This is a genomic window from Kitasatospora sp. NPDC051702 (assembly GCF_040681575.1).
Classification (GTDB): domain Bacteria; phylum Actinomycetota; class Actinomycetes; order Streptomycetales; family Streptomycetaceae; genus Kitasatospora.
In genome coordinates, this window is record NZ_JBFAZB010000078.1 from 1 (window position 1) to 24,252 (window position 24,252).

A 24,252-nucleotide genomic window follows, 5' to 3' on the forward strand; every position below is an offset into this window, starting at 1 on the left:
GTCGCGACCCCCGACCGCCGGCGGCCGGGGGGGGGGCCCGGGGGGCGGCGGGGGGGGGGGGGGGGGGGGGGGGCCCCCCCCCCCCCCCCCCCGCCGCCGTGTTCTCGCGCCCGGGCGGCCGCTCAGCGCCGGCCGGAGCGCCGGTCCCCCGAGCCGCCCTCGCCGCCGGTCAGGCCCGCCCGGCGCAACGCGTCCGCCATGGCACTGTTGGACGGCGCCGCGGCGCCGCCGGAGCCGCCCTGACCGCGCCGCTCCTGGCCGCCGCCCCGACGGTCCTGGCGCGGCGGGCGGGCCTGCCGCTCGCCGCCCTGGCCACCCCGGCCGCGGTCGCCGCCACGCTCCCCGCCCCGGTCGCCCCGGTCGCCCCGGTCCCGGCCGACCTCGTCGTCCAGCCGCAGGGTCAGCCCGATCCGCTTGCGCGGCACGTCCACCGAGACCACCCGGACCTTCACGATGTCGCCCGGCTTGACCACCTCGCGCGGGTCCTTGACGAAGGTCCGGGACAGCGCCGAGACGTGCACCAGGCCGTCCTGGTGGACGCCCACGTCGACGAAGGCGCCGAACGCGGCCACGTTGGTCACCACGCCCTCCAGCACCATGCCGACCTCGAGGTCGCCGATCTTGTCGACGCCCTCCTTGAAGGTCGCGGTGCGGAACGCCGGGCGCGGGTCGCGGCCCGGCTTGTCCAGCTCGCCGAGGATGTCGGTGACGGTCGGGACGCCGAACACCTCGTCGGCGAAGTCCGCCGGACGCAGGGCCCGCAGCCGCTCGCCGTTGCCGATCAGCTCGCGCAGCTCGCCGCCGGTCGAGGCGAGGATCCGGCGCACCACCGGGTAGGCCTCGGGGTGCACGCTGGAGGCGTCCAGCGGGTCGTCGCCGCCGGGGATGCGCAGGAAGCCCGCACACTGCTCGAAGGCCTTCGGTCCGAGCCGGGAGACGTCCTTGAGCTGCCGGCGGGTGCGGAACGGGCCGTTGGCGTCGCGGTGGGCCACGATGTTGTCGGCCAGCGTCCCGGTGATGCCGGAGACCCTGGTCAGCAGCGGTGCGGAGGCCGTGTTGACGTCCACGCCGACGGCGTTCACGCAGTCCTCGACCACGGCGTCCAGCGAGCGGGAGAGCTTCACCTCGCTGAGGTCGTGCTGGTACTGGCCGACGCCGATCGACTTCGGGTCGATCTTCACCAGCTCGGCCAGCGGGTCCTGCAGCCGGCGGGCGATCGAGACCGCACCGCGGATCGACACGTCCAGCTCCGGCAGCTCCTGCGAGGCGAACGCGGAGGCCGAGTAGACCGAGGCGCCCGCCTCGCTGACCATCGCCCTGGTGAGCTTCAGCTCGGGGTGGCGCTTGAGCAGGTCCTCGGCGAGCTTGTCGGTCTCCCGGGAGGCGGTGCCGTTGCCGATCGCCACCAGGTCCACGTCGTGCTTCCTCGCCAGCGCGGCCAGGGTCGCGATCGCGGCGTCCCACTTGTTGGCCGGCTGGTGGGGGTAGATCGTGTCGTGCGCGACGACCTTGCCGGTGGCGTCCACCACGGCGACCTTCACCCCGGTGCGGAAGCCCGGGTCCAGGCCCATGGTGGCGCGGGTGCCGGCCGGGGCGGCGAGCAGCAGGTCGCGCAGGTTCGCCGCGAACACCCGCACCGCCTCGTCCTCGGCCTCGGCGCGCAGCCGGGCGCGCAGGTCGATCCCGAGGCGCACCAGCACGCGGGTGCGCCAGGCCCAGCGGACGGTGTCGCCGAGCCACTTGTCGGCCGGGCGGCCGCGGTCGGCGACGCCGAACCGGGCGGCGATCCGCCGCTCGTAGTCGTTCTCGCCCGGCAGGTCGCCCTCCTCGCCGTCGTACGGCGAGAGTTCGAGGTCCAGCACCTCCTCCTTCTCCCCGCGCAGCATCGCCAGGATGCGGTGCGAGGGGAGCTTGGTGTAGGGCTCGGCGAAGTCGAAGTAGTCGGCGAACTTGGCGCCGTCCTGCTCCTTGCCGTCGCGCACGGTGGCGACCAGCCTGCCGTGCGTCCACATCCGCTCGCGCAGCGAGCCGACCAGGTCGGCGTCCTCGCCGAAGCGCTCCACGAGGATCGCCCGGGCGCCCTCCAGCGCGGCCGCGCCGTCCGCGACGGACTCGTTGAGGTACCGGGCGGCGAGCGCCGCCGGGTCCTGCGTCGGGTCGGTCAGCAGGGTGTCGGCCAGCGGCTCCAGCCCGGCCTCACGGGCGATCTGCGCCTTCGTCCGCCGCTTCGGCTTGAACGGCAGGTAGATGTCCTCCAGCCGGGCCTTGGAATCGGCCGCCAGCACCCGGGCGCGCAGCGCGTCGTCGAGCTTGCCCTGGGCCTCGATCGACTCCAGGACGGCCGTCCGGCGCTCCTCCAACTCCCGCAGGTAGCGCAGCCGCTCCTCCAGGGCGCGCAGCTGGGCGTCGTCCAGGGAGCCGGTGACCTCCTTGCGGTAACGGGCCACGAAGGGGACGGTCGCGCCGCCGTCGAGCAGGTCGACGGCCGCCTTCACCTGCCCCTCGCGGACGCCCAGCTCCTCCGCGATCTTGCGCTCGATCGCCTGCTGGGCCTGCCGGGCCACCTGTTCGACTGGCGTGGTCACGAAGCCGGTCACCTTCTCCTTCAGTGCTTTCGCCGTACGCCCTGCATTCTGGCAGGTGCCGGGGACGGCTCCCGGCCGCACCCGGCGCGGCCGGGCGTGGCGGCGGCACCGGGCGGCCCCAACAGGACTCCAGCCGGGCCCCGTTGTGCCCTCCTACGCTGGCGCGCATGGACACCTCCCGCCCGCTGAACGCCGGCCCGGCCCCGTCCGCGGGCCGCGCCGGAGCCTCCTCCGCGACCGCCCCCGCGACCGCCTCCGCCCGGCTGGCGGAGCTCGCCGCCGCCAAGTACCTGCTGTTCACCACCCACCGGAGGAACGGCACCCCCGTGAACACCCCGGTCTGGGTGGCGCGCGACGGGGACGCGCTGGTCTTCACCACCGTCACCCGCACCGGGAAGGTCAAGCGGCTGCGCAACCGCTCCGACGTCCTGGTCGGGCCGAGCGACATCCGCGGCACCCTGCTCGGCGAGCAGGTCCCGGCGACCGCCGTCCTCGACTCCGCGCGCGCCCCCGCCTACCGCAGGCTGCTGCGCCGCAAGTACGGGCCGCTCTGCGCGATCGCGCTCACCGCGAACGTGCTGCGCTTCGGCAAGGGCGGGACGATCGGCGTGCGGGTCACCCTGGACTGAGCCGGTCCCGGACGGCCGGCGGGGTACGTCGCGCGGCGGGTACGTCGCGCGGCGGGGTACGTCGCGCGGCGGGGTAGGACCGGCCCCCGGGCCCGACCCGGCGAGGGGAGGACCCGCCACCCGGGCCCGACCCGCCACCGGCCTGCGAACGGTCCGCGCCCGCGGGTCGGCGGACCGGCTTCCGGAAACGCCTGAAGGGCGGCGGTCCGCGCTGTACGCTGCCGCACATGTGCGCTGCCACCCGGATGCACCCCGACGAACTGGTCATCGACGCGGCCCTGGTGCGGCGGCTGATATCCGCCCAGTTCCCGGACTGGGTGGGCCTGCCGGTCACACCGGTCGCCTCCGTCGGGACGGACAACGCGATGTTCCGGCTCGGGCCCGAACTCGCCGTCCGGCTCCCCCGGGTGGAGTGGGCGGCCGGGGACGTCCGGCGCGAGAAGCAGTGGCTGCCGAAGCTCGCACCGCACCTCCCGCGGCCGGTCCCCGCCCCCGTCGCGGTCGGCAGACCCGCCGCCGGCTACCCCTGGGAGTGGTCGGTGGTCCGCTGGCTCGACGGCGTCAACCCGGCCGTCGGCGCCCTCGCCGCCCCCGACGGGCTCGCCCGCGACCTGGCCGGCTTCGTCACCGCGCTGCGGGCCGTCAACCCGGCCGGCGGCCCCGCCGCCCACCGCAGCCTCCCGCTCGCGTCCCGGGACGGCTCCACCCGCGCCGCCATCGCCCAGCTCGCCGGGGCCGTCGACACCGGGGCGGCGACCGCCCTGTGGGACAAGGCCCTGCGGCTGCCCGAGTACGCGGGACCGCCCAGCTGGATGCACGGCGACCTCACCCCCGGCAACCTGCTGGTCGACCGCACCGGCCGGCTCGCCGCGGTCGTCGACTTCGGCCTGATGGGCGTCGGCGACCCGACCGCCGACCTGATCGTCGCCTGGAACCTGCTGCCCGCCTCCGCCCGCCCCGCCTTCCGCGCCGCGCTCGGCGCCGACGACGCGATGTGGGCCCGCGGTCGCGCCTGGGCCTTCTCCATCGCCCTGGTGACGATCCCGTACTACCGCCACACCGACCCGGGCCTGACCGCCAACGCCCGCCACGTCGTCCGCGAGGTGCTCGCCGACCGCAGTGCCTGACGGCCACCGCGGCGCCTGACTCCCGGCGCGGTGCACCTGACGGCACGCCCCGCGCACTGCCGCACCGGGTGCCTGACGGTCCTTCCGCTGCGCTCGCGGCGGCCCCGGGTCGGCGGCCGTTGCTATGGTTCTCCCCGCTACTCACGCGCAGGGGGACGGAACGTGGCACGCAGAAGCAATGTGATCGACGTCAGGGTCAGCCGTCGGGTGCTGTGGGTGGGCGGTGACGCCTACCCGCTGCACAACATCGCGCGGGCCCGGCGGTTCGAGACGGTGCCGCCGAAGCGCGCCCGGGTGATCCTCCGGTTCGTCCGGCAGGTGATCGGCCTGCTGCTGGCCACCGCGCTGCTCGGCTCGCTCACCTCCAGCTCCGCGAACCCCACCGCGGGCAACCTGATCGCCGTGGTGATGGTCGCCCTGTTCCTGGTGAGCCTCTACCGGCTGGTCACCCGGCTGCGGATGCGGACCCTGTACTCGCTGATCATCGAGACGTCCAGCTCCTCGAACACGGCCGTGGTCAGCCACGACGCCTGGCAGGTCAACAACCTGATCGAGCTGATCATGGAGGCGATCGACAACCCGCAGGCCGAGTTCGCGGTCCAGGTGGAGAACGTCCACGTCGGCGACCGGATCACCCAGTACGGCGACCACAACATCGGAAAGAAGGTCGGTCTGTGAACGGCGGCATCCACTTCGGCGACTCGGTCACCCAGCACGGCGACCACAACATCGGCATCGTCAAGAACCAGGGCCCCGTCGACCCCCAGGCCGCGATGCGCGAACTCATCGCCGCCGTGGCGCAGTTGCGCGGCCAGGTCCCGGCCGAGGACCGCGAGGTCCTCGACGAGTCCCTGGAGGCCATCGGCGACGGCCGCGGCACCCCGCCGGCCACCCTGCGCCGCGCCCTGCGCAACATCTCCGGCGTCGCGGCCCTCGCCGCCGCCGGCGCCCCCGTCGTGGAGTCGATCCGCCGCATCCTGGACTCGCTCGGCTCCTGAGCCCCTCCCGGCCCCGTCCGCCGCCGCCCCGGCCCGGGGTGGTGGCGGGACCGGTGGCTAGAGTGCGGCGCATGACGAAGCGTCACCTCGCATTCGACCGACTGCACAACTTCCGCGATCTGGGCGGGTACCGGGCCGCCGGAGGACGATCCGTCCGGTGGGGTCTGCTCTACCGCTCCGACTCACTGGGCAAGCTCACCACGGACGGCGACCTCGGACGGTTCCGGGAGCTCGGCGTACGGACGGTGATCGACCTGCGCTACCCGTGGGAGATCGCCGCCAAGGGGCGGGTGCCCGACCTGGACGGGCTCGCGTACCACAACCTCTCGATCGAGCACCGCCCGTACGACCAGGCCGCGATCGACCCTCGGCTCGACCCCTGGCGCTACCTCGCCGACCGCTTCGCCGAGGTCGCCGAGGACGGGGTGAAGGAGATCCGCCAGGCCCTGGACGTGATCACCGCGGCCGAGGAGCCGCTGGTCTTCCACTGCGCCTCCGGCAAGGACCGCACCGGCCTGGTCGCCGCCCTCGTGCTCACCCTGCTCGGGGTGTCCGAGGACGACGTCGCCGCCGACTTCGCCCTCACCGAGCTGGCCACCCCGCACCTGATCGCCGACTGGCACGCCGCCAACCCGGGACGCACCCTGGGCTGGCCCGGCTACGGGCGGGCCCCGGAGACGGTCATCCGGCTCGCCCTCGCCGACCTGGCCGCCCGCCACGGTTCGGTCGAGGCCTACGCCACCGGCACCCTCGGCGTGGACCGCGACCAGGTCGCCGCCCTCCGGGCCCGGCTGCTCACGGACTGATCCCCCGCCGGGCGCCCGCCCCCGGGTCTAGCGCCGCCGGCCCTGGCGGCCGCCGCCACCCTCGCGGCCGCCGGGTCGCGGCCTGCGCGGGCCGCGCGCCTTGCCGGCGGCCGCGGCGGCGGACACCGGGGCGGTGGTGGTGTCCGGCCAGTGGGCGGGCCGGGTGAGGCCCGCGGGGAGTCGGGTGGAGGCGTCGCCGCGGGCGGCGTTGAGCTGGGCCTGGGTCAGGAAGAGGGCCTCGGTGAGATCGGCGCCGCCGAGGGCCGCGTCGCGCAGGTCGGCGCCGATGAGGTCGGCGAGGCGCAGGTCGGCGCCGGTGAGGTCGGCGGCGACGAGCAGGGCGCCGCGCAGGTTGGCCCCGCGCAGGTCGGCGCCGCGCAGGCGGGCCCCGAAGAAGTCGGCGCCGCGGTGCTCGCGGCGGTTCGGGACGGCGGCCCGGACGAGTTCGCCGGCGCGCAGCAGCAGTTCGCTCACGCGCTGCCGGTGCGCGGGGACGTCGACGGCGAGGACCTCCTCGGGGGTGCCGCCGGCGAGCCGGTCGGTCTCCTCCAGGGCCTGCCGCAGGTCGGCGTGCAGGGGGCGGGCCGGGGCGTAGTTGAGGGCCTCGGTGAGGTACCAGAGCAGCTCGTGGAGCTGCCGCACGACGGGGAAGACCTCGTACATCGCCCTGGCGCCGGCGGGTTCGGCGCGCCAGCTGCGGCCGCCGAAGGTGACCTGGGAGACGCGCTGCCCGGCGCCGAAGCAGTCGTAGACGGTGCAGCCCTGGAAGCCCTTGTCGCGGAGCTTCTCGTGGATGCCGCAGGTGAAGTCGGTCTGCAGGTTGCGGCAGGGCGTGCCGGCGGCCTTGTCGACGGCGAAGTCGGAGCCGGCGGCGAAGGGCAGCGCGACGCAGCAGAGCCCGAAGCAGCTGGTGCAGTCGGAGCGCAGCTCGGTCGGCCCGGCCGCCGTGGGGTCCTGCGGCGGCTCGGTCTCGCGCACGTTTCCTCGGTCCTTCCGGCGTCGGGGCACCGGGCGGTCCGGTGCGGTGAACCCGCCGGTCGGTGGTGCTCGCCGGGCTCGTGGAACCCGTCAAGCGTACTGTGCGCCGGCCGGGCGCTGGCCACGGCCACCCCACCCCGGTAAGGTCTCAATCAGTAGTGCACCTATTACGTACGGGGGTAGGAGTGCAGGACCCGAGCATCAACGAACTCGTTCGGATGTGGATCGCCGGGTGGACGGTCTCACGCGGGGCGGCCGAACCGGTGGACGAGCCCTGGGGCTGGACGATCGACGTCGGCGTGGTCGGCCACGTCGCCCGGCACGTGCTGCCCGAACCGACCGAGGCCGACGTCCGAAAGATCGCCGAGTGCACCACCGCGCCCGGCACCTGGCTGAAGCTGTTCACCGAGGACGCCGCCGTCCGGCCCTGGCTGGGCCCGCAGTGGCGGCTGGACGAGCCCGGCTACCTGATGACCGCCCCGCTGACCGCCGAACGGCCCGCGGTGCCGGCGGGGTACACCGTGACCAGCTGGACCAGGGGCGGGGTGGCCCGGGTGCTGGTCCGCACCAGGGCCGGACACCTCGCCGCCCGCGGCCAGGCGGGCCTGGCCGGCGCGGTGGCCGTCCCGGACCAGATCCTCACCGCCCCCGAGCACCGGCGCCGCGGCCTGGGCGCCCTGGTGATGCGGACCCTCCAGGACACCGCGTACCGGGCGGGCGCCGACACCGGCGTCCTGGTCGGCACCGAGGCCGGCCAGTCGCTCTACCGGGCGATCGGCTGGACCACCCGCACCCCGATGGCGAGCCTGGTTCTCGAACCGGAGGCCGGCTGACGGCTCACGGCTGACGGCTCACCCGCGCCCGGAGGCCGCCCGACCGCTCACCCGCGGTAGGGCAGCAGCTCCGCCCGCTTCGGCGGCCGGCCGTCGCCGGAGGAGCGCCCGGTGAGCCGGCGGCCGATCCACGGCCCGAGGTGGCTGCGCAGCCAGCGGGCGTCGGTGCGCAGCCGCTCGGCCGGGCCGGGCGGGGCGACCGGCGGCAGCGGGGCGCGCCAGTCGTCGGCGGCGGGGCGGCCGAGGGCCTCCAGCACCCCGTCGGCCACCCGGCGGTGCCCCTCGGGCGAGAGGTGCAGGCGGTCCTCGGCCCAGAGCCGGCGGTCGTCGAAGCAGGGGGCGGAGAAAAGGTCGACGACGGCGACGCCCTCCTCCTGCCCGAGCTCGTGCACGAAGGCCTTCATCCGCAGGATGGCGGGCAGCAGCCGGGCGCTGCCCGCCATCCTGCGGGTGGGGTCGGTGCTGGTGAAGAGCACGACGGTGGCGCCGGTGGCGCGCAGTTCGGTGGCGCAGCGGCCGAGCAGCCGCTCGACCCGGGCGATGTCGCAGCCCGGGCGCAGCACGTCGTTGAGGCCGCCGGCGAGGGTGACCAGGTCGGCGCCCATGGCGGCGGCGACGGCCAGCTGCTCGTCGTGGATCTGGCCGATGAGCTTGCCGCGGACGGCGAGGTTGGCGTACCGGAACTCCTCGTCCGCGGCCTCGCCGGCGAGTGCTCCGGCGACCCGGTCGGCCCAGCCCCGGTAGTGGCCGTCGGGCAGCAGGTCGTCGCACATCCCCTCGGTGAAGGAGTCCCCGACGGCGACGTACCTGCGGTAGGTGGTGGGCACGGGCGGCCTCCGCTCTGCTCCGGTTGCTCCGTGGCCCGACGATCGTACGCGCGGGCCGCTACGCCCCGACGGCCGCCCCGTCCACGGCCTTCCGGGGGGCGACCCAGTGCTCGCGGACGGCGTCGGTGGGCCGCTGCTCGCCGAGGGCCGGCAGGCCCCATTCGCCCAGGGCGTCGATCACCGGGCGCAGTTCGCGGCCCCGCTCGGTGAGCTCGTAGACGGTGGCGTTGGCGGGCCGTTCGAGCCGTCGGCGCAGGACCAGGGCGTCGCCCTCCAGCTGCTTGAGCCGGGTGGCGAGGATGTCGGTGGACACGCCCGGCAGGTCGGCGTGCAGGTCGGTGTAGCGGCGCGGACCGCCCAGGAGTTCACGGACGATCAGGAGGCTCCAGCGCTCCCCCACCGCGTCCAGGGCGCGGGCGACGGCGCAGTACTGGTCGTAGCTTCGGCGTGACATGTGGATCAGCATAGCCAAAAGGTTGGACTTTCCAAGTGACAACTTGGTAGAACAAAGCAACAGCAACGATGCGGGTGGTGACGGTCGGGAGGCCGCTGATGGAGTTTCGACAGTCCAGCAAGCTGAATGACGTGTGCTACGAGATCCGCGGCCCGGTGGTCGACCAGGCCAACGCGCTGGAGGAGGCCGGGCACAGCGTGCTGCGGCTGAACACCGGGAACCCGGCTCCGTTCGGCTTCGAGGCGCCCGAGGAGATCATCCAGGACATCATCCGCAACCTGCCCAGGGCGCACGGCTACAGCGACTCGCGCGGCATCCTGCCGGCCCGCCGCGCGGTGGTGCAGTACTACCAGCAGCGCGGCGTCAGCGGGGTCGGCGTCAACGACGTCTACCTCGGCAACGGCGTGTCCGAGCTGATCCAGATGGCCGTCACCGCGCTCGTCGACGACGGCGACGAAGTGCTCGTCCCGATGCCGGACTACCCGCTGTGGACGGCCGTGGTGCGCCTCGCCGGCGGCAAGGCCGTGCACTACCTGTGCGACGAGCAGGCGGACTGGTACCCGGACCTCGACGACATCGCGGCGAAGATCACCGCCCGCACCAAGGCCATCGTCGTCATCAACCCCAACAACCCGACCGGCGCGGTCTACCCGAAGGAGCTGCTGGAGGGCATCCTCGACCTCGCCCGCCGGCACCACCTGATGGTCCTCGCCGACGAGATCTACGACAAGATCCTCTACGACGACACCGAGCACCACTGCCTGGCCGCCCTCGCCGACGACGTCCTCACCCTCACCTTCAACGGCCTCTCCAAGGCCTACCGGGTGGCCGGCTTCCGCAGCGGCTGGCTGGTCGTCTCCGGGCCCAAGCAGCACGCCACCGACTACCTGGAGGGCCTGACCATGCTCTCCGGGATGCGCCTGTGCCCCAACGTGCCCGCCCAGTACGCCGTCCAGGCCGCGCTCGGCGGCCACCAGTCCATCAACGACCTGGTGCTGCCCGGCGGCCGGCTCACCGAGCAGCGCGACGTCGCCTTCAAGGCCCTCAACGAGATCCCCGGCGTCAGCTGCGTCAAGCCCAAGGGCGCGCTGTACGCCTTCGCCAGGCTCGACCCGGCGGTCCACCGGATCGTCGACGACGAGCAGTTCGTGCTGGACCTGCTGCTGCGCGAGAAGATCCACGTCGTCCAGGGCACCGGCTTCAACTGGCCCCGCCCCGACCACTTCCGCTTCGTCACGCTCCCCCGCGCCGACGACCTGGAGACGGCCATCAACCGCATCGGCCGCTTCCTGGCGACGTACCGCCAGAGCTGACCGCCCACCCCGCCCCGCCGGACGGACCCTAGGCTCGACCGCATGACCGTCCTGCGCTCCGCCGCCCTGTTCGTCCTCGCCGCCCTCGCCGAGATCGGCGGCTGCTGGCTGGTCTGGCAGAGCGTGCGCGAGCAGCGCCCGTGGTGGCTGGCCGGACTGGGCGTGGTGCTGCTCGGCGCCTACGGCTTCGTCGCGGCGCTGCAGCCGGACGCCCAGTTCGGCCGGGTGCTGGCCGCGTACGGCGGGGTGTTCGTGGCCGGTTCGCTGCTGTGGGGCGTGCTCGTGGACGGCTTCCGGCCGACCCGCCACGACGTGGTCGGCGCACTGATCTGCCTGGCCGGGGTCGCCGTCATCATGTACGGCCCGAGGCGCTGAGCCGCACCGGGCCCCGGTGCCGGGGACTCGCCTCCCCGGCACCGGGGCCCGTCGGGCGCGCCGGGGCTACCAGCCCCAGCCGCCGCCCTCGCCGTCGTCGTCGCGGCCGGAGTCCCAGCCCTCGCCGACCTTGCGCAGGATCGAGTAGTTGTCGATCTGCGTGCCGTCCTCCGCCAGGGCGGTGACCTTCATGACCGACTTCTGGCCCAGGTGGGCCGGGGTGACGTCGACCTTGATGAAGGAGTAGCCGGTGTAGCGCACCCGCGACCACTGGATGGTCTCGGGGGTCTTCACCCGGCCCTTGCTCCAGTAGTACGTGGTGACCTCGTCCTGGTGGTTCTCGTGGCCCTCGTAGGTGTCCGGGGTCGCGAAGTTGTACAGGCTGCGGCCGGCCGCGCCCGCGGTCACGTAGACCACGCCGTCCTTCTCGGGCTCGATGGTGGCGCCGCTCGGCACCTGCTTCGAGACCTTGTTGCCCAGGATGGCGTCGGTGCGCTCGTAGATGTGGTTGTGGCCGTTGATGACCAGGTCCACCCGGTACTTCTCGAACAGCGGCACCCAGGCCTCGCGGACGCCGCCCTCGGAGGCGTGCGCGACGGTGGTGGAGAAGGCGCAGTGGTGGAAGAAGACCACGACGAAGTCGACGGTCTCGTCGCTGCGCAGGTCCTTGAGGGTGCGCTCCAGCCACTTGGTCTGCTTGCCCGCCGAGACGCCCAGGTTGGCCGGGATCTCGTAGGAGACGTCGTTGGCGTCGAGGGAGATGACGCCGACGTTCTTGTAGCGGAAGGTGTAGACGCCGGGGACGCTGCGCGGGTCCGGGCCGTTGTCCGGGAGGAAGAAGCGGGAGTTCTCGCCGCCGTAGCCGTTGGGCGAGTACCAGGCCTCGATGTCGTGGTTGCCGTAGGCGACCATCCACGGGATCTCGGCGGCGACGGTCTCGGTCTGGACCAGGAAGGCGTCCCAGGTCTTCGCGTTGAAGACGGACTTGTCCGGGTCGGTGCCGGAACCGGCCGGGTCGGCGTAGCAGATGTCGCCGGCGTGCAGGTGGAAGGCCGGCTTCTGGGCCTTGATGATGTGGTCGTTGCCGGCCGCGTGCGCGCTGACGCCCTGGTCGCCGAAGGCCGTGAAGGTGAACGGCTCGTAGACCTTGCCCCAGCGGTGGTCCCGGGAGGGCGCGGTGCGGAAGGTGTGCAGGGTGGAGATCTGCTGCTGCGAGGCCGGGTCGAAGCCCTCGTGGCCGACGCCGTAGTAGTACGTGGTGTCGGGGTGGAGGTCCTCCAGCGCCACGTGCAGGTAGTACTGGTCCACCGGCTGGCCGGTGGGGGTCAGCGCCGGGGTGTGCAGGGCGCGGACCTCGGCCTGCACCTTGTGGCTGAGCTCCCACGGGGTCCTGCCGAAGCGCAGGAACGGCTTCTTGACCGGCGCCGGCACCTGCCAGGAGACGCGGAACTGGGTGTCCGGCTCGGGGCCGAACTGGAGGTGGCGGCCGATCGGCGCGACCAGCGAACCGTCGATGCCGTCCGCCGTACCGGCCGGGAGCAGCGTCGGGCCGGCCGGCGCGGCGAAGGCGGTGCCGCTGCCCATCGCACCGCCGACGGCGATGGCGCCGACGGTCACGGCGCCGGCCCGCAGCATCCGGCGGCGGGAGAAACGGGCCCGCAGGTACTCGTGCTGCTCGGCCATGCTCATGCGGTCGGCGAGCCGGGCCGGCACGCCCATGTTGGGGATATCCATGTGCCGGACTCTTCCAGTGGTGCGTTGACCGCACGCGGACGCGCGGTGAACGGGCCGCAGCGTGCCGCTCATTCGAACGCCAATGTTCGACCAAGACGGAGTAAAGACCGCGCTCGCCGCCGGACCGACCGGGGATCATGGCCCCGACCTGCGGGGCCGCCTGAGCGGCCGTCGGGCCGGGGCGGAGGCGCCGCGCCGACGGCTCCTCAGCCGGACGGCTCGTCCCAGTGCGTCGTGGAGCGGTTGCCGGTGCCGTCGCAGGTGCGGCAGATCTCGTCCCGGTAGGCGTGCTTGGCACCGCCCGCGTCGACCCGGTACCGGACGTAGACGCCGGTGCCGTCGCAGAGGAAGCAGTTGCCGCCCCCGCCGCCCACCTCGGTGGTGCCGGTGCCCTGGCAGGTCCGGCAGCTGAGGCCGGCGGTCCGGCCGGTGCCCGCGCAGATGCGGCAGACCGTCGTCATCGTCTTCCTCCCTGGGCGGAACCGCTCGCGACCACGGGTCATGCTAGTGGGGCCGCCCGAGGGCGGCGCCCACGGATGCCCGTCGACTGGAGGATCCGCCGAACCGCCCGGCCGGAAAGGGCGGTGACGGGAGCTCAGTCCGCCCCGGAGGCCACCCCGCGCACCACTCGGACGCCACCCCGCGCACCACTCGGGCGCCGCCCCGCGCACCACTCGGGCAGGGCCTCGCGGACTACTCGGGCAGGGCCTCGCGGACCCTGCGGGAGACCGAGATCAGCTGGAGGTCCAGCAGCCCGGGCGGATCGGCCAGACCGGGGCCGCCCGCGTGCACCCAGTCGGCGATCTCGTCGATCATGTCGTCGGCCAGCACGAAACCGAGCCAGACCGGCCGCCCGCCCGCCGCGCGGCCCGCCGAGGAGGGGCCGACCACCACCACGTTGGACTGGGTGCACACGTCCAGGCACTTGACCGCCCGGACCCGGCCCGCCGTGCCGACCGCCGCCCGCAGGCGCTCGTACTGCCCCGCGTGGTCGACGCCGGGGTGCTTGGCCTCGGTGCCGCAGCAGCAGCCGCGGCAGACCGTGACGGTCACCGGGGAGCCGGCCCCCTGCCCGCGGTCGCGGTCCCGACGGCTCATGCCCCGGCCCCGCAGCGCCCGGCCGGGGCGCACGCCCACCGGCACCTCGGTATGACTCGCCCGCTTCGCACGTTCATCGGTCGGGGTTCTCCTCCAGGTCAGGGGCGGGTCGTGCACGCGCAGCCTACCGGGCGGCGGGCGGGCCCCCGCCGGGTGCCGGGGCGCCACGGCGGTCCGTAGGATGCCCCCATGGGACACGCGACCACCGAGAACGCCGTACCGCGGATGCGCCTGGACGCGTCCAACGCGGCCAAGGTCGCGACCACGCTGCAGGCCCTGGCCACCCCCTCCCGGCTGCTGATCCTCGCCGCGCTGCGGGAGGGCCCGCGCGCCGCCACCGAACTCGCCGGCGCCGTGGGCCTGGAGCAGTCCGCGTGTTCGCACCAGCTGCGGCTGCTGCGCAACCTCGGCCTGGTCGTCGGCGAGCGCCGCGGCCGCTCGGTGGTCTACTCCCTGCACGACGACCACGTGGCCGCCCTGCTCGACCAGGCCGTCTACCACGTCGAGCACCTGCGGCTGGGCGTCTCCGACGAGGACTGACCGGCCACCGGCCGCTCCCGCGGGCGCCCGCCGTAATACCGTTGCCCGGCCGTGCCCGGGGGGTCAGAGTGGTCCGTCGCGCCGCCGCACGGGCGGCGCCGGCACCGGGCTCGGATCATCGGATCAGGGGGTGGCAGTGGCGGTCGCGGCACTGGACCGGGAAGACGACGGGAGCGGTCCGGTCTCGCTCTACGAGGGCGGCAGCATCGAGGAGCTGCGCCTGATCGTGAGCGACCGGCTCTCGCCGCACCGGCTGACGGTGCTCGGCGACCAACTGGCGCCCGGCCGGTTCCGGGCCTTCCACGAGGGCCGGGTGGCGCTCTACGACCTCGCCTACGGCGCCCCCGTACGCCTGTGGACGGGGGAGATCCCCGACTTCTACAGCGTCATCCTGCCCCAGGCCGGCCACGGGCGGGTGACCGTGAACGGCACCGGGCTGCTGTCCCCGCCGTTCGTCGCCGGGCCGGGCGACGAGGTCGGGATGGAGTGGGACGGCCTGGCCGTGAACGCGGCGCTGGCGATGTCCCGGGAGACCCTGGACGAGGCCCTCGCGGTGCGGCTGGGGGACGTTCCGCGGCACCCGCTGCGATTCCGGCAGCACGCGCTCGACCCGGCGGACCCGGCCGTGCACTCCTGGCTGGCGCTGGCCCACGCCTTCCGGGAGTTCGTCGTCTCCCCGCTGGGCCGCCGTTCCCCGCTGGGCGTCGAGCAGTTCGAGCGGCTGCTGGCCGACACCCTGCTGGACGTCCACCCGCTCGACCGGAGCCGGACGGTGGGCCACGACGGCGCCCTGCTGCCGAGCGCCCTGCGCCGGGCGACGGCCTACTGCGCCGAGCACGCCGACGAGGCCGTCACGGCGTCCGACATCGCCCGGGCCGCCCGGGTCAGCCTGCGCACCCTGCGGGAGGGCTTCCGCAGGCACCTGGACACCACGCCGCTGGCGTACCTGCGCCGCGTCCGGCTCGACCGCGCCCACCAGGACCTCACGGCCGTCGCCGCCGGGGACGCCACCGGGACGGTCACCGACGTCGCCTGCCGCTGGGGCTTCACCCACCTGGGCCGGTTCAGCGCCGAGTACCGGCGGGCGTACGGGCGGCTGCCCTCGGAGACCCTGCGGGGCCGGCGCTGACCGTCCGCCGGCAACCGGCGCCGCCCGTCCGCCGGACGGCCACCCGGGTCCGCCGGACGGCGGCCCGGTAGCAGGCCGGGCCCTCGCCGGCTATCCGGAAACGTGCGGGGCCACCGCCCCGGAGTGGATAGTTCCGCGCGCACCGCTCGGGGAGGCTGGACCCCTACCGGTGCCGGTCGGTGCGCTCCCACAGGGGAGGGGCGCACCGGCCGGCGCACGCGTGCTCCAGCCGGTGCGCCCGGCCCGCCGGCCTACCCGCCCCCGCCCCGCTACGCGACCGCCCGGGCCGCCGCACGGCCCGCGGTGCGGCCGGAGAAGAGGCAGCCACCGAGGAAGGTGCCCTCCAGCGAGCGGTAGCCGTGCACCCCGCCACCGCCGAACCCGGCCGCCTCACCGGCCGCGTAGACCCCCGGGAGGACCTCCCCGCCGGGGCGCAGGACGCGCGAGGAGAGGTCGGTCTCCAACCCGCCGAGGGACTTGCGGGTGAGGATGTTGAGCCGCACCGCGATCAGCGGGGCGGCGGCCGGGTCGAGGATGCGGTGCGGAGCGGCGGTGCGGATCAGCTTGTCGCCCAGGTAGCGGCGGGCGCCGTGGATCGCGGTGACCTGGAGGTCCTTGGCGAAGGGGTTGGCGATCTGCCGGTCGCGGGCCTCGACGGTGCGGCGCAGCGCGTCGGGGTCGATCAGCGCCCGGCGGGTCCTGGCGTTCATGCCGCGGGCGAGGTCGGCGAGGGTGCTCGCGACGACGAAGTCGGGCCCGTGCCGCAGGTGGCCCCGGACCGGGCCGGGGGTGCCGGGCAGGGCGCGGCCGAGGACGCCGCGCACCGAACGGCCCGTCAGGTCGGGGTTCTGTTCCGAGCCGGAGAGGGTGAACTCCTTCTCGATGATGCGCTGGTTGAGCACGAACCAGGTGTGTTCGTGCCCGGTGGACATGATGTGCTCGAGGGTGCCGAGGGTGTCGAAGCCGGGGAAGAGCGGGACGGGCAGCCGCTCGCCGCGGGCGTCGAGCCAGAGCGAGGAGGGGCCGGGCAGGATGCGGATGCCGTGCCGGGCCCAGATCGGGTCCCAGTTCTCGATGCCCTCGGTGTAGTGCCACATCCGGTCGCCGTTGATCAGGTGGCCGCCGGCCTCGCCGGTGATGCCGAGCATCAGCCCGTCCACGTGCGCGGGGACGCCGGAGAGCAGCCTGGCGGGCGGGGTGCCGAGCCGGGCCGGCCACGCCTTGCGGACCAGGTCGTGGTTGCCGCCGATGCCGCCCGAGGTGACGATCACGGCCTGGGCGCGCAGTTCGAAGGTGCCGGCGGTCTCGCGCGAGCTGGCCTCGCCGCGGGCGGCCGGGCTGGGCACCAGCACCTCACCGGTGACGGTGTCGGTGACGCCCGCGGTGGCGGCGAGGCCGGTGACCCGGTGCCGGAAGCGCAGGTCGACCAGACCGCGGGCCGCCGCGGCCCGGACCCGGCGGACGAAGGGCTCCAGCAGGCCGGGCCCGGTGCCCCAGGTGATGTGGAAGCGCGGCACGGAATTGCCGGGCCCGTCGGCGAGGAATCCGCCGCGTTCGGCCCAGCCGACGACCGGGAAGAAGCGCACGCCCATGCCGTGCAGCCAGGAGCGCTTCTCACCGGCCGCGAAGTCGACGTAGGCCTCGGCCCACCGCCGGGGCCAGGCGTCCTCGGGCCGGTCGAATCCGGCGGTGCCGAGCCAGTCCTGCCGGGCGAGGTCGTGCGAGTCGCGGATCCGCATCCGGCGCTGTTCGGGCGAGTCGACCAGGAAGAGGCCGCCGAAGGACCAGTGCGCCTGGCCGCCGAGGGAGGCCGCGGGCTCCTGGTCGAGCAGGATCACCCTCCGTCCGGCGTCGGCGAGTTCGGCGGTGGCGGCGAGGCCTGCGAGTCCCGCTCCGATGACGATGACGTCGGCGTCCAGGGCCATTGCGCAGTCCTCCGTCGCGGTGGGCACGGACGGCGCTCCGGGGCGGGCGCCGTCGGCGGGGCGGCGCACGGGCGGGCGGCGTCGCCGTGCGCCCGATACTGCGGCCTGCGGCGAGGCCCGGTCAACCGGCGGGTAACAACCGACGGCGGCAATTCCGCTCCACGGCGTTTCGGAAATGCCTCCGATACGCGGTGGAGCGTAATTCGAAATACCACCTGACGGAATTTCGGGAATTTCTGCGCATGCCATGGACGTGCGCGAAACCTGACAGTAACTTACCTGTGAGTAGCTGTGGCCCGGCTGGCACGACCCCCACCCGTCGTTTCTCTCCCCCAGGAGGAACCGTGCTCCGCCCTGCCCGGAAACTCCGCCGCTCCACCGCGCTCGCCGCGGTGGCCGTCGGCGCCGCCCTCGCCCTCACCTCCACCAGTGCGCAGGCCGCGACCCCGGCGCCGAAACACATGGTGGCGCTCGGCGACTCCTACGCCGCCGGCGCCGGCGTGCCCGGCCAGTCGGCCGGCCTGTGCCTGCGCTCCGACCGCAACTACGGCCACCTCGTCGCCGGCGCCCTCAAGGCCGCCGCGTACACCGACGTCACCTGCGCCGCCGCCAAGGTCAAGGCCATGACGCAGCCGCAGTACGACGCCTTCATCAGGGTCAACGACCCGCAGCTGGACGCGGTGACCCCCGACACCGACCTGGTCACCCTCGGGATCGGCGGCAACGACCTCGCGGCCAGCGACCTCGGCCTCGGCGAGCTGGTCGCCACCTGCATCGCCGGCGCCGTCGTCAACCCGCTCGGCACGCCCTGCAAGGACGTCTACCACCACGGCTACTGGGACTGGAGCACGTGGTCCTGGCAGTACGGCAACGACGACCTCGCCGAGCGGATCACCACCACCATCGCGCCGCAGATCGCCGACACGCTCAAGCGCATCCACGCCAAGGCGCCGGGCGCCCGGATCCTGCTGGTCGGCTACCCGTCGGTGCTGCCCGCCGACGGCTCGAAGTGCATCCTGCGCCAGCCCGTCACCCCGGGCGACGTCGAGTACATGCACGGCGTGCTCACCAAGCTGAACGCGGCCCTCAGGTCCACCGCGGCGGCGAACGGCGCCACCTACGTCGACACCGCGACGCCGACCCTCGGCCACGACGTCTGCTCGGACGACCGCTGGATCGAGGGCGCGCTGCCCGGCTCGCCCGCCGTGCCGTTCCACCCGAACGCCACCGGCGAGAAGGTGATGGCGGACGCGGTGCTCGCCGCGCTGCGGTAGGACGCCCGGAGGGCACCGGCCGCACCGGCCGCAGGGCCCGCCGCACCGGCCGCGGCGACCTGCCGGCGCACGGAGGCGACCCCCCGGCGCGCCGGCCGGCCAAGGCGCCGGGGCCGCGCGCTCTGCGCCTGGCCACCGGCGCCCCGCGTCCCGCGGCCCACGCCCTGCGGGAGCCCGTCCGGAAAGCCCCGAGGGGGCGGTGACCAGACCCCGGTCACCGCCCCCTCGGTCCGCGCGCCGCGGGCTACTCGGACTCGGCGGCCGCCGCGGCCAGCCCGGCCGACCACTTCTCCTCCACCTTGCCGAACTTCCAGAACGCGATCGCACCGGCCCAGGTCACCACGAAGAGACCGACGATCGCGTAGCCGACGAAGTTGAGGTCCAGCTCGCCCACCCAGGCGATCGGCCCGCTGGTGATGTCCAGCTTCTCGCCGAGCAGGCCGACCAGCTCGACCAGGCCGATCACCAGCGCGACCAGCACCGACAGGCCGGTGACGGTCAGGTTGTAGTAGATCTTGCGGACCGGCTTGGAGAACGCCCACTCGTAGGCGAAGTTCATGAACGAGCCGTCGATGGTGTCCAGCAGGCTCATCCCCGCCGCGAACAGGATCGGCAGCGTGAGCAGCGCGTACCAGGGCAGTGAGAACGCCGCCGCGCCGCCCGCCAGCACCAGCAGCGACACCTCGGTGGCGGTGTCGAAGCCGAGGCCGAACAGCAGGCCCACCGGGTACATGTGCCAGGGCTTGGTGACGGCCCTGGTCACCCGGCCGAGGATGCGGTTCATCAGCCCGCGCTTCTCCAGCTGGCGCTCCAGCTCGGCCTCGTCGTACTCGCCGACGCGCATCCGGCGGAACACCTTGAGGATGCCGTTGAAGGCGCCCAGGTTGATCAGGCCGAGCAGCAGCAGGAACGACCCGGAGACGGCGGTGCCGATCAGGCCGGTGGTCGCGTGCAGGGTCGAGTCGTCCGACTCCACCTGGCCGGCGAGCGACCTGACGCCGAAGGCGAGCAGCGCGCAGAGGCCGAAGACGATCGAGGAGTGGCCCAGCGAGAACCAGAAGCCGACCGACAGCGGGCGCTTGCCCTGGCCCATCAGCTTGCGGGTGGTGTTGTCGATCGCCGCGATGTGGTCCGCGTCGAAGGCGTGCCGCATGCCCAGGGTGTAGGCGGTCATCCCCATGCCGGCGCCGAAGACCTGCCCGCCGACGTCGTAGTGCTCGGGCGCCACCAGGGCGAGCAGGGTGAACCAGCCGACCACGTGCAGCGCGAGGATGAAGCCGCCCATTCCGGCCAGGCGCATCCACTCGTCCCGGGTGAGCCGGTCACGCCATCTGGGGGCGGTCATCGTGGTGTTTCCTCTCGGCGGGCGGTCGAAGCTGGGCCATCTTTCCGCCTCGGCCTCCGCAGTTGCAAGTCATACGCAGGTACGGAATGTTCTCCCCCCTCCTCCGGAGATCGTCACGAGCCGTACAGGGCGCCGTAACCTCCCGGGGCTTCCGACCGCCGCCCGACCGGCGGATACTCCCGTTCTACGCGCGAAAACTCGAGCGCCGAAACCTCGACTCCCCACGGAGGAACGGCACATGACGATCCGCATGCGAGCCGCCACGGCTCTCGCCGGCACCGCCCTGCTCGCGGCCGGCCTGATCACCCCCACCGCCGTCGCCGCGCCCGCCCCCACGCCCGCGCCCGCCTCGGCCACCCCGGTCGCCGCCACCCCGCACCGGGTGCTGTTCGACAACAGCAAGGCCGAGACCGCCGGGAACGCCGACTGGATCATCAGCACCAGCCAGCCCGACCCGCTCGCCCAGAACGCCAACCCCACCACCGAGAAGAGCTGGACCGGCGCCCTCTCCGCCTGGGGCGTCGCCCTCCAGAGGACCGGCCAGTACAGCCTCAAGACCCTCCCCGCCGGCTCCACCATCAGCTACGGCACCGGCGCCGCCCTCGACCTCGCCAACTTCGACACCTTCGTCCTCCCGGAACCCAACATCCGGCTGACCACGGGCGAGAAGAGCGCGCTGGTCCGCTTCGTCCGCAACGGCGGCGGACTCTTCCTGATCTCCGACCACACCAGGAGCGACCGCAACAACGACGGCTGGGACTCCCCCGCGATCATCAACGACCTGATGACCGCCAACGGGGTCGACGACAACGACCCCTTCGGCTTCTCCGTGGACCTGCTCAACATCACCACCGACAACCCGCGCGCCGCCGACGCCCCCACCGACCCCGTGCTGCACGGCCCGTTCGGCACCGTCACCGGCTCCATCCTGCGCAACGGCACCACCTTCACCCTGAAGCCCGCCGACAACCCCTCCGTCAAGGGGCTCGTCTACCGCACCGGCTCCAGCGGCACCACCGGCGCCTTCTTCGTCACCAGCACCTACGGCAGCGGCCGGGTCGCCGTCTGGGGCGACAGCTCGCCCGTCGACGACGGCACCGGGCAGAGCGGCAACACCCTCTACAACGGCTGGAACGACCCGGCCGGCACCGACGCCGCGCTCGCCCTCAACGCCACCGCCTGGCTCAGCAAGGCGTGAGCGCCCCCGCGGGCCCCGCCCGGGCCGGCCGGCGGGCGATGCCCGGCCCGGCCCGTCGGGACCCCGCCCGTCGGGAATCCACCCGCCGGGACCCCGCCCGCCAGGAACCCGCTCGTCAGGAACCCTCTCGTCAGGAAATCGGACGCTTCCTCCCCTAGGGTCGGAATGCCGACGCCCGCGGCGCGCCCCCACCGACCGGGAGCGCGCCGCGGGCCCGCCGGCAGTCACCGGCCCGGGACCCGATGGGAGCGGCCATGCCGTCGTACCCCTACCGCACCACCCGCGAGGACCTGCGCATCCCGCTGCCCGACGGCACCCGCCTCAGCGCCCGGGTGTGGCGCCCGGTCGGCGACGAGCCCGTCCCCGTCCTCCTGGAGTACTCCTCCGACCGGCTCACCGACCGCACCGCCGCCGAGGACGCCCGCCGCCACCCCTGGTACGCCGGCCACGGCTACGCCGCCGTCCGGGTGGACACCCGCGGGCACGGCAACTCCGGCGGCCTGCCCGCCGAACCCGGTGGCGGCGCCGAGCTCGACGACGGCGCGGCCGTGATCGACTGGCTCGCCCGCCGGCCCTGGTCCACCGGCCGGGTCGGCCTGCTCGGCGTCGGCGCCGCCGGCACCACCGCACTGCTGCTCGCCGCGCGGGCCCCCGGCACCGTCGGCGCCCTGGTCACCGCCTGCCCCGAGGGCGGCCACCGCCTCGGCGGCGCCCTCCTCGCCACCGACCTGCACACCCGGCTCACCGCCCTCGTCGCCGGTGCCGCCCTGCCGCCCGACCCCCGGCACGTCGGCGACTCCTGGCGCAGCGAGTGGTTCGCCCGCCTGGAGTCCCTCGACCCGCCCGTGGACACCTGGCTCGCCGCCGGGGAGAGCAGCGTCCCGGTGCCCGTGCCCGCCTTCGCCGTCGCCGGGTGGGGCGACCCGTCCTGCTCCTTCGTGCTGCGCCTGCTCGCCACCTCCCCCGACGCCCGCGCCCTGCTCGGCCCCTGGCCGCACGGGCTGCCCGAGGACGCGCTCCCCGAGACGCTGCGCTGGTGGGACCACTGGCTGCGCGACGTCGACACCGGAGCCCCCGAGGAGCCCGCCCTGCGCAGCTGGATCAGCACCCGCTGGGCCGGCGAGGAGGTCTGGCCCTCCCCCGACGTCCGGGAGATCCACTACGGCCTCGACGGCGCGCTGCGCACCGCCGGCACCTCCGCCGAGGACCGCCACGTCCCGGTCCGCTCGCCCCAGCACACCGGCCTCGACGCCGGGGCCTACGTCCCGCAGGGCCGCCCCGCCGACCAGCCTCCCGACCAGCGCGAGGAGGACGGCCGCTCGGTCTGCTTCGACTCGCAGCCGCTGCCCGAGCCCGTCGAGATCCTCGGCGCGCCCACCGTGCGGCTCCGGCTGCGCGGCGGCGGGCCGCCCGCCCAGGTCGTCGCCCGGCTCTGCGCCGTCGGCCCGGACGGCACCTCCGCGCTGATCACCCGCGGCGTGCTGCTCACCGACGGCCGGGACGCCACCGTGGAGCTGGCCGCCTGCGCCGCCACCGTCCCCGCCGGGCACCGCCTACGACTGGCCCTCTCCTCCGGCTACTGGCCCTGGGTGTGGCCGGAGCCGGACACCACGGGCTACGCCGTCGACCCGTCCGGCTCCGCGCTGAGCCTGCCGGTGCGCCATCTCGCCGCCGACGTCGGCGCCGCGCCCGTCTCCCTGGGGACCCCCGAACTGCCCGAGCCGCTCGACGTCCACCTGACCGAGCCGCTGACGGCCCGGCCCGAACGCCTCACCGTCCACGACATCGGCCGCCACGAGTGGCGCACCGAGCTCTCCCCCGCCGGGGACGGCACCCGCACCCACCCCGACGGCCTGGTCCGCGACGAGCACACCGTCACCGCGTACCGGATCCTCACCGGCACCCCGCTCAGCGCCCAGGCCCGCACCGACCACACCGTCCGCCTGGAGCGGCCCGAGGCCGGCTGGGACGTCACCGTGCAGACCCGCACCCAACTGCGCTGCGACGCCGGGCACTTCCTCAGCGTCGTGCAGCTGCGGGCGCTGGAGGCGGGCTCGGTGGTGTTCACCCGGGAGTGGCAGCACCGGGTGCCCCGGGAGAGCACCCCCAGCACCCCAAAGTAATCCTTATGGCATTGCCGTGAAGCCGACCAATGCTTTATAACTTGCCCATGAAGACCCTCCGCCTGATCGGCGGCATGAGCTGGGAATCCACCGCCGAGTACTACCGCCACCTCAACGAACTCACCCGGGAACGCCTCGGCGGGCTGCACTCCGCACCGCTCGTGCTCTACTCCGTCGACTTCGCCACCGTCGAACGGCTGCAGGCCGAAGGACGCTGGGAGGAGGCCGGCGCCCTCCTGGCCGACGCCGCCCGCGCACTGCAGGCCGCGGGCGCCGAACTACTGCTGATCTGCACCAACACCATGCACAAGGTCGCCGACCAGGTCGCCTCGGCCGTCCGGGTGCCGCTCCTGCACCTCGCCGACGCCACCGCACAGGCCGTCCGCACGGCCGGCCTGCGCCGGGTCGGACTGCTCGGCACCGCCTTCACGATGGAACAGGACTTCTACCGCGGCCGGCTGGCCGCCGGCGGCCTCGACGTCCTCGTCCCGGACCAGGAGGGCCGCGCCCTGGTGCACCGGGTGATCTACCAGGAGCTGTGCCTCGGCGTCGTCCGCGAGGAGTCGCGGGCCGCCTACCGCCGGGTGATCGAGGACCTGGTCGCCGCCGGGGCCGAGGGCATCGTCCTGGGCTGCACCGAGATCGAACTGCTCGTCCGCCCCGAGGACAGCCCCGTCCCGCTCTTCCCCACCGCCCGGCTGCACGCCGAAGCCGCCGTCGAGGCCGCCCTGGCCGGCGGGGTCACGGCCTGACGGAGCCGCCCCGTCAGGCCGTGGCCCGGTCGCGCCCAGCCGCCAGGGCGGAACGGCACCGGCCGGCGGGGACGCCGGCGGCCACCGCGCGCTCAGCCGCTTCGGCGCCCCGCGCCAGGGCGTGTCTTTCGGATCACGTCGGATCAGCGGGCGTCGTTGGGGTGCGTGCATCGGCGGCGCCGAGGAGGGAGTCCATGCGGAGCATCGGC

Annotated in this window: 22 protein-coding genes and 1 pseudogene; 14 read left to right on the forward strand and 9 right to left on the reverse strand. The window is 74.3% G+C overall.

What is annotated here, in order from left to right; genetic code table 11:
• Positions 1 to 122 precede the first annotated feature (122 nt).
• Entirely contained in the window at positions 123 to 2,585 is a 2,463-nt protein-coding gene (locus AB0N04_RS37065) for a Tex family protein (RefSeq protein WP_360213066.1), read from the reverse strand.
• Positions 2,586 to 2,752: 167 nt separating this feature from the next.
• Between AB0N04_RS37065 and AB0N04_RS37070 the strand changes: the two genes are divergently transcribed.
• The 5 genes from AB0N04_RS37070 (at position 2,753) to AB0N04_RS37090 (ending at position 6,145) form a co-directional block, all read left to right on the forward strand.
• Complete coding sequence (locus AB0N04_RS37070) at positions 2,753 to 3,214, forward strand: PPOX class F420-dependent oxidoreductase (RefSeq protein WP_360213064.1); 462 nt, start codon at positions 2,753 to 2,755, stop codon at positions 3,212 to 3,214.
• 227 nt (positions 3,215 to 3,441) lie between these two features.
• Entirely contained in the window at positions 3,442 to 4,341 is a 900-nt protein-coding gene (locus AB0N04_RS37075; RefSeq protein ID WP_360213062.1) for an aminoglycoside phosphotransferase family protein, read from the forward strand.
• Positions 4,342 to 4,521: 180 nt separating this feature from the next.
• Positions 4,522 to 5,019, forward strand: coding sequence for a DUF6232 family protein (locus AB0N04_RS37080; protein WP_363365664.1), 498 nt, complete (start codon positions 4,522 to 4,524; stop codon positions 5,017 to 5,019).
• Positions 5,016 to 5,339, forward strand: a complete 324-nt coding sequence (locus tag AB0N04_RS37085) for a hypothetical protein (RefSeq protein ID WP_360213058.1) — start codon at positions 5,016 to 5,018, stop codon at positions 5,337 to 5,339. Before AB0N04_RS37080 ends, AB0N04_RS37085 begins: the two co-directional genes overlap by 4 nt.
• A gap of 71 nt (positions 5,340 to 5,410) precedes the next feature.
• Entirely contained in the window at positions 5,411 to 6,145 is a 735-nt protein-coding gene (locus AB0N04_RS37090; RefSeq protein WP_360213056.1) for a tyrosine-protein phosphatase, read from the forward strand.
• A gap of 27 nt (positions 6,146 to 6,172) precedes the next feature.
• Here the strand turns inward: AB0N04_RS37090 and AB0N04_RS37095 are convergent, their stop codons facing one another.
• A complete protein-coding gene (locus tag AB0N04_RS37095; protein ID WP_360213054.1) occupies positions 6,173 to 7,123 on the reverse strand; it encodes a pentapeptide repeat-containing protein in 951 nt (316 codons plus the stop codon).
• Positions 7,124 to 7,308: 185 nt separating this feature from the next.
• On the opposite strand from AB0N04_RS37095, the gene AB0N04_RS37100 reads away from it, so the two are divergent.
• Complete coding sequence (locus tag AB0N04_RS37100; protein WP_360213052.1) at positions 7,309 to 7,956, forward strand: GNAT family N-acetyltransferase; 648 nt, start codon at positions 7,309 to 7,311, stop codon at positions 7,954 to 7,956.
• Positions 7,957 to 8,003: 47 nt separating this feature from the next.
• Here AB0N04_RS37100 and AB0N04_RS37105 read toward each other — a convergent pair whose 3' ends face one another.
• Together AB0N04_RS37105 and AB0N04_RS37110 are read right to left on the reverse strand one after the other, a co-directional pair.
• Entirely contained in the window at positions 8,004 to 8,783 is a 780-nt protein-coding gene (locus AB0N04_RS37105; protein ID WP_360213050.1) for an SGNH/GDSL hydrolase family protein, read from the reverse strand.
• A gap of 76 nt (positions 8,784 to 8,859) precedes the next feature.
• Positions 8,860 to 9,237: pseudogene (locus AB0N04_RS37110) on the reverse strand (helix-turn-helix domain-containing protein); the annotation flags it as partial.
• Positions 9,238 to 9,335: 98 nt separating this feature from the next.
• Here AB0N04_RS37110 and AB0N04_RS37115 point away from each other — a divergent pair.
• A complete protein-coding gene (locus AB0N04_RS37115) occupies positions 9,336 to 10,550 on the forward strand; it encodes a pyridoxal phosphate-dependent aminotransferase (protein ID WP_360213048.1) in 1,215 nt (404 codons plus the stop codon).
• A gap of 42 nt (positions 10,551 to 10,592) precedes the next feature.
• Positions 10,593 to 10,925, forward strand: coding sequence for a YnfA family protein (locus AB0N04_RS37120; RefSeq protein WP_360213046.1), 333 nt, complete (start codon positions 10,593 to 10,595; stop codon positions 10,923 to 10,925).
• Positions 10,926 to 10,991: 66 nt separating this feature from the next.
• Here the strand turns inward: AB0N04_RS37120 and AB0N04_RS37125 are convergent, their stop codons facing one another.
• The 3 genes from AB0N04_RS37125 to AB0N04_RS37135 all read right to left on the reverse strand — a co-directional run bounded on the left by AB0N04_RS37125 (position 10,992) and on the right by AB0N04_RS37135 (position 13,757).
• Positions 10,992 to 12,659, reverse strand: a complete 1,668-nt coding sequence (locus AB0N04_RS37125; RefSeq protein ID WP_360213044.1) for a metallophosphoesterase family protein — start codon at positions 12,657 to 12,659, stop codon at positions 10,992 to 10,994.
• Between the two features lie 206 nt (positions 12,660 to 12,865).
• Entirely contained in the window at positions 12,866 to 13,120 is a 255-nt protein-coding gene (locus tag AB0N04_RS37130) for a hypothetical protein (protein ID WP_360213042.1), read from the reverse strand.
• 232 nt (positions 13,121 to 13,352) lie between these two features.
• Positions 13,353 to 13,757: a (2Fe-2S) ferredoxin domain-containing protein gene (locus tag AB0N04_RS37135; protein ID WP_360213040.1), complete on the reverse strand. Its 405-nt coding sequence runs from the start codon at positions 13,755 to 13,757 to the stop codon at positions 13,353 to 13,355.
• 189 nt (positions 13,758 to 13,946) lie between these two features.
• On the opposite strand from AB0N04_RS37135, the gene AB0N04_RS37140 reads away from it, so the two are divergent.
• Together AB0N04_RS37140 and AB0N04_RS37145 are read left to right on the forward strand one after the other, a co-directional pair.
• Positions 13,947 to 14,297 (forward strand): metalloregulator ArsR/SmtB family transcription factor, encoded by a 351-nt coding sequence (locus AB0N04_RS37140; protein WP_360213038.1) that lies wholly within the window; start codon positions 13,947 to 13,949, stop codon positions 14,295 to 14,297.
• A 130-nt stretch (positions 14,298 to 14,427) separates the two neighbouring features.
• A complete protein-coding gene (locus tag AB0N04_RS37145) occupies positions 14,428 to 15,426 on the forward strand; it encodes an AraC family transcriptional regulator (RefSeq protein ID WP_360213036.1) in 999 nt (332 codons plus the stop codon).
• 269 nt (positions 15,427 to 15,695) lie between these two features.
• Here the strand turns inward: AB0N04_RS37145 and AB0N04_RS37150 are convergent, their stop codons facing one another.
• A complete protein-coding gene (locus tag AB0N04_RS37150) occupies positions 15,696 to 17,351 on the reverse strand; it encodes an FAD-binding dehydrogenase (protein WP_360213108.1) in 1,656 nt (551 codons plus the stop codon).
• A 344-nt stretch (positions 17,352 to 17,695) separates the two neighbouring features.
• On the opposite strand from AB0N04_RS37150, the gene AB0N04_RS37155 reads away from it, so the two are divergent.
• Positions 17,696 to 18,625: an SGNH/GDSL hydrolase family protein gene (locus AB0N04_RS37155; RefSeq protein WP_360213034.1), complete on the forward strand. Its 930-nt coding sequence runs from the start codon at positions 17,696 to 17,698 to the stop codon at positions 18,623 to 18,625.
• A 244-nt stretch (positions 18,626 to 18,869) separates the two neighbouring features.
• Here AB0N04_RS37155 and AB0N04_RS37160 read toward each other — a convergent pair whose 3' ends face one another.
• The gene (locus AB0N04_RS37160) at positions 18,870 to 19,970 is read right to left on the reverse strand and encodes a HoxN/HupN/NixA family nickel/cobalt transporter (RefSeq protein ID WP_360213032.1); all 1,101 of its coding nucleotides are present in this window, start codon (positions 19,968 to 19,970) and stop codon (positions 18,870 to 18,872) included.
• A gap of 238 nt (positions 19,971 to 20,208) precedes the next feature.
• Between AB0N04_RS37160 and AB0N04_RS37165 the strand changes: the two genes are divergently transcribed.
• The 3 genes from AB0N04_RS37165 (at position 20,209) to AB0N04_RS37175 (ending at position 24,043) form a co-directional block, all read left to right on the forward strand.
• A complete protein-coding gene (locus AB0N04_RS37165; protein WP_360213030.1) occupies positions 20,209 to 21,168 on the forward strand; it encodes a hydrolase in 960 nt (319 codons plus the stop codon).
• A 254-nt stretch (positions 21,169 to 21,422) separates the two neighbouring features.
• Positions 21,423 to 23,291 carry a CocE/NonD family hydrolase gene (locus AB0N04_RS37170; RefSeq protein WP_360213028.1) on the forward strand — a complete coding sequence of 623 codons (1,869 nt, stop codon included), beginning with the start codon at positions 21,423 to 21,425 and terminating at the stop codon, positions 23,289 to 23,291.
• 47 nt (positions 23,292 to 23,338) lie between these two features.
• Complete coding sequence (locus AB0N04_RS37175; protein WP_360213026.1) at positions 23,339 to 24,043, forward strand: aspartate/glutamate racemase family protein; 705 nt, start codon at positions 23,339 to 23,341, stop codon at positions 24,041 to 24,043.
• Positions 24,044 to 24,252: the final 209 nt, after the last annotated feature.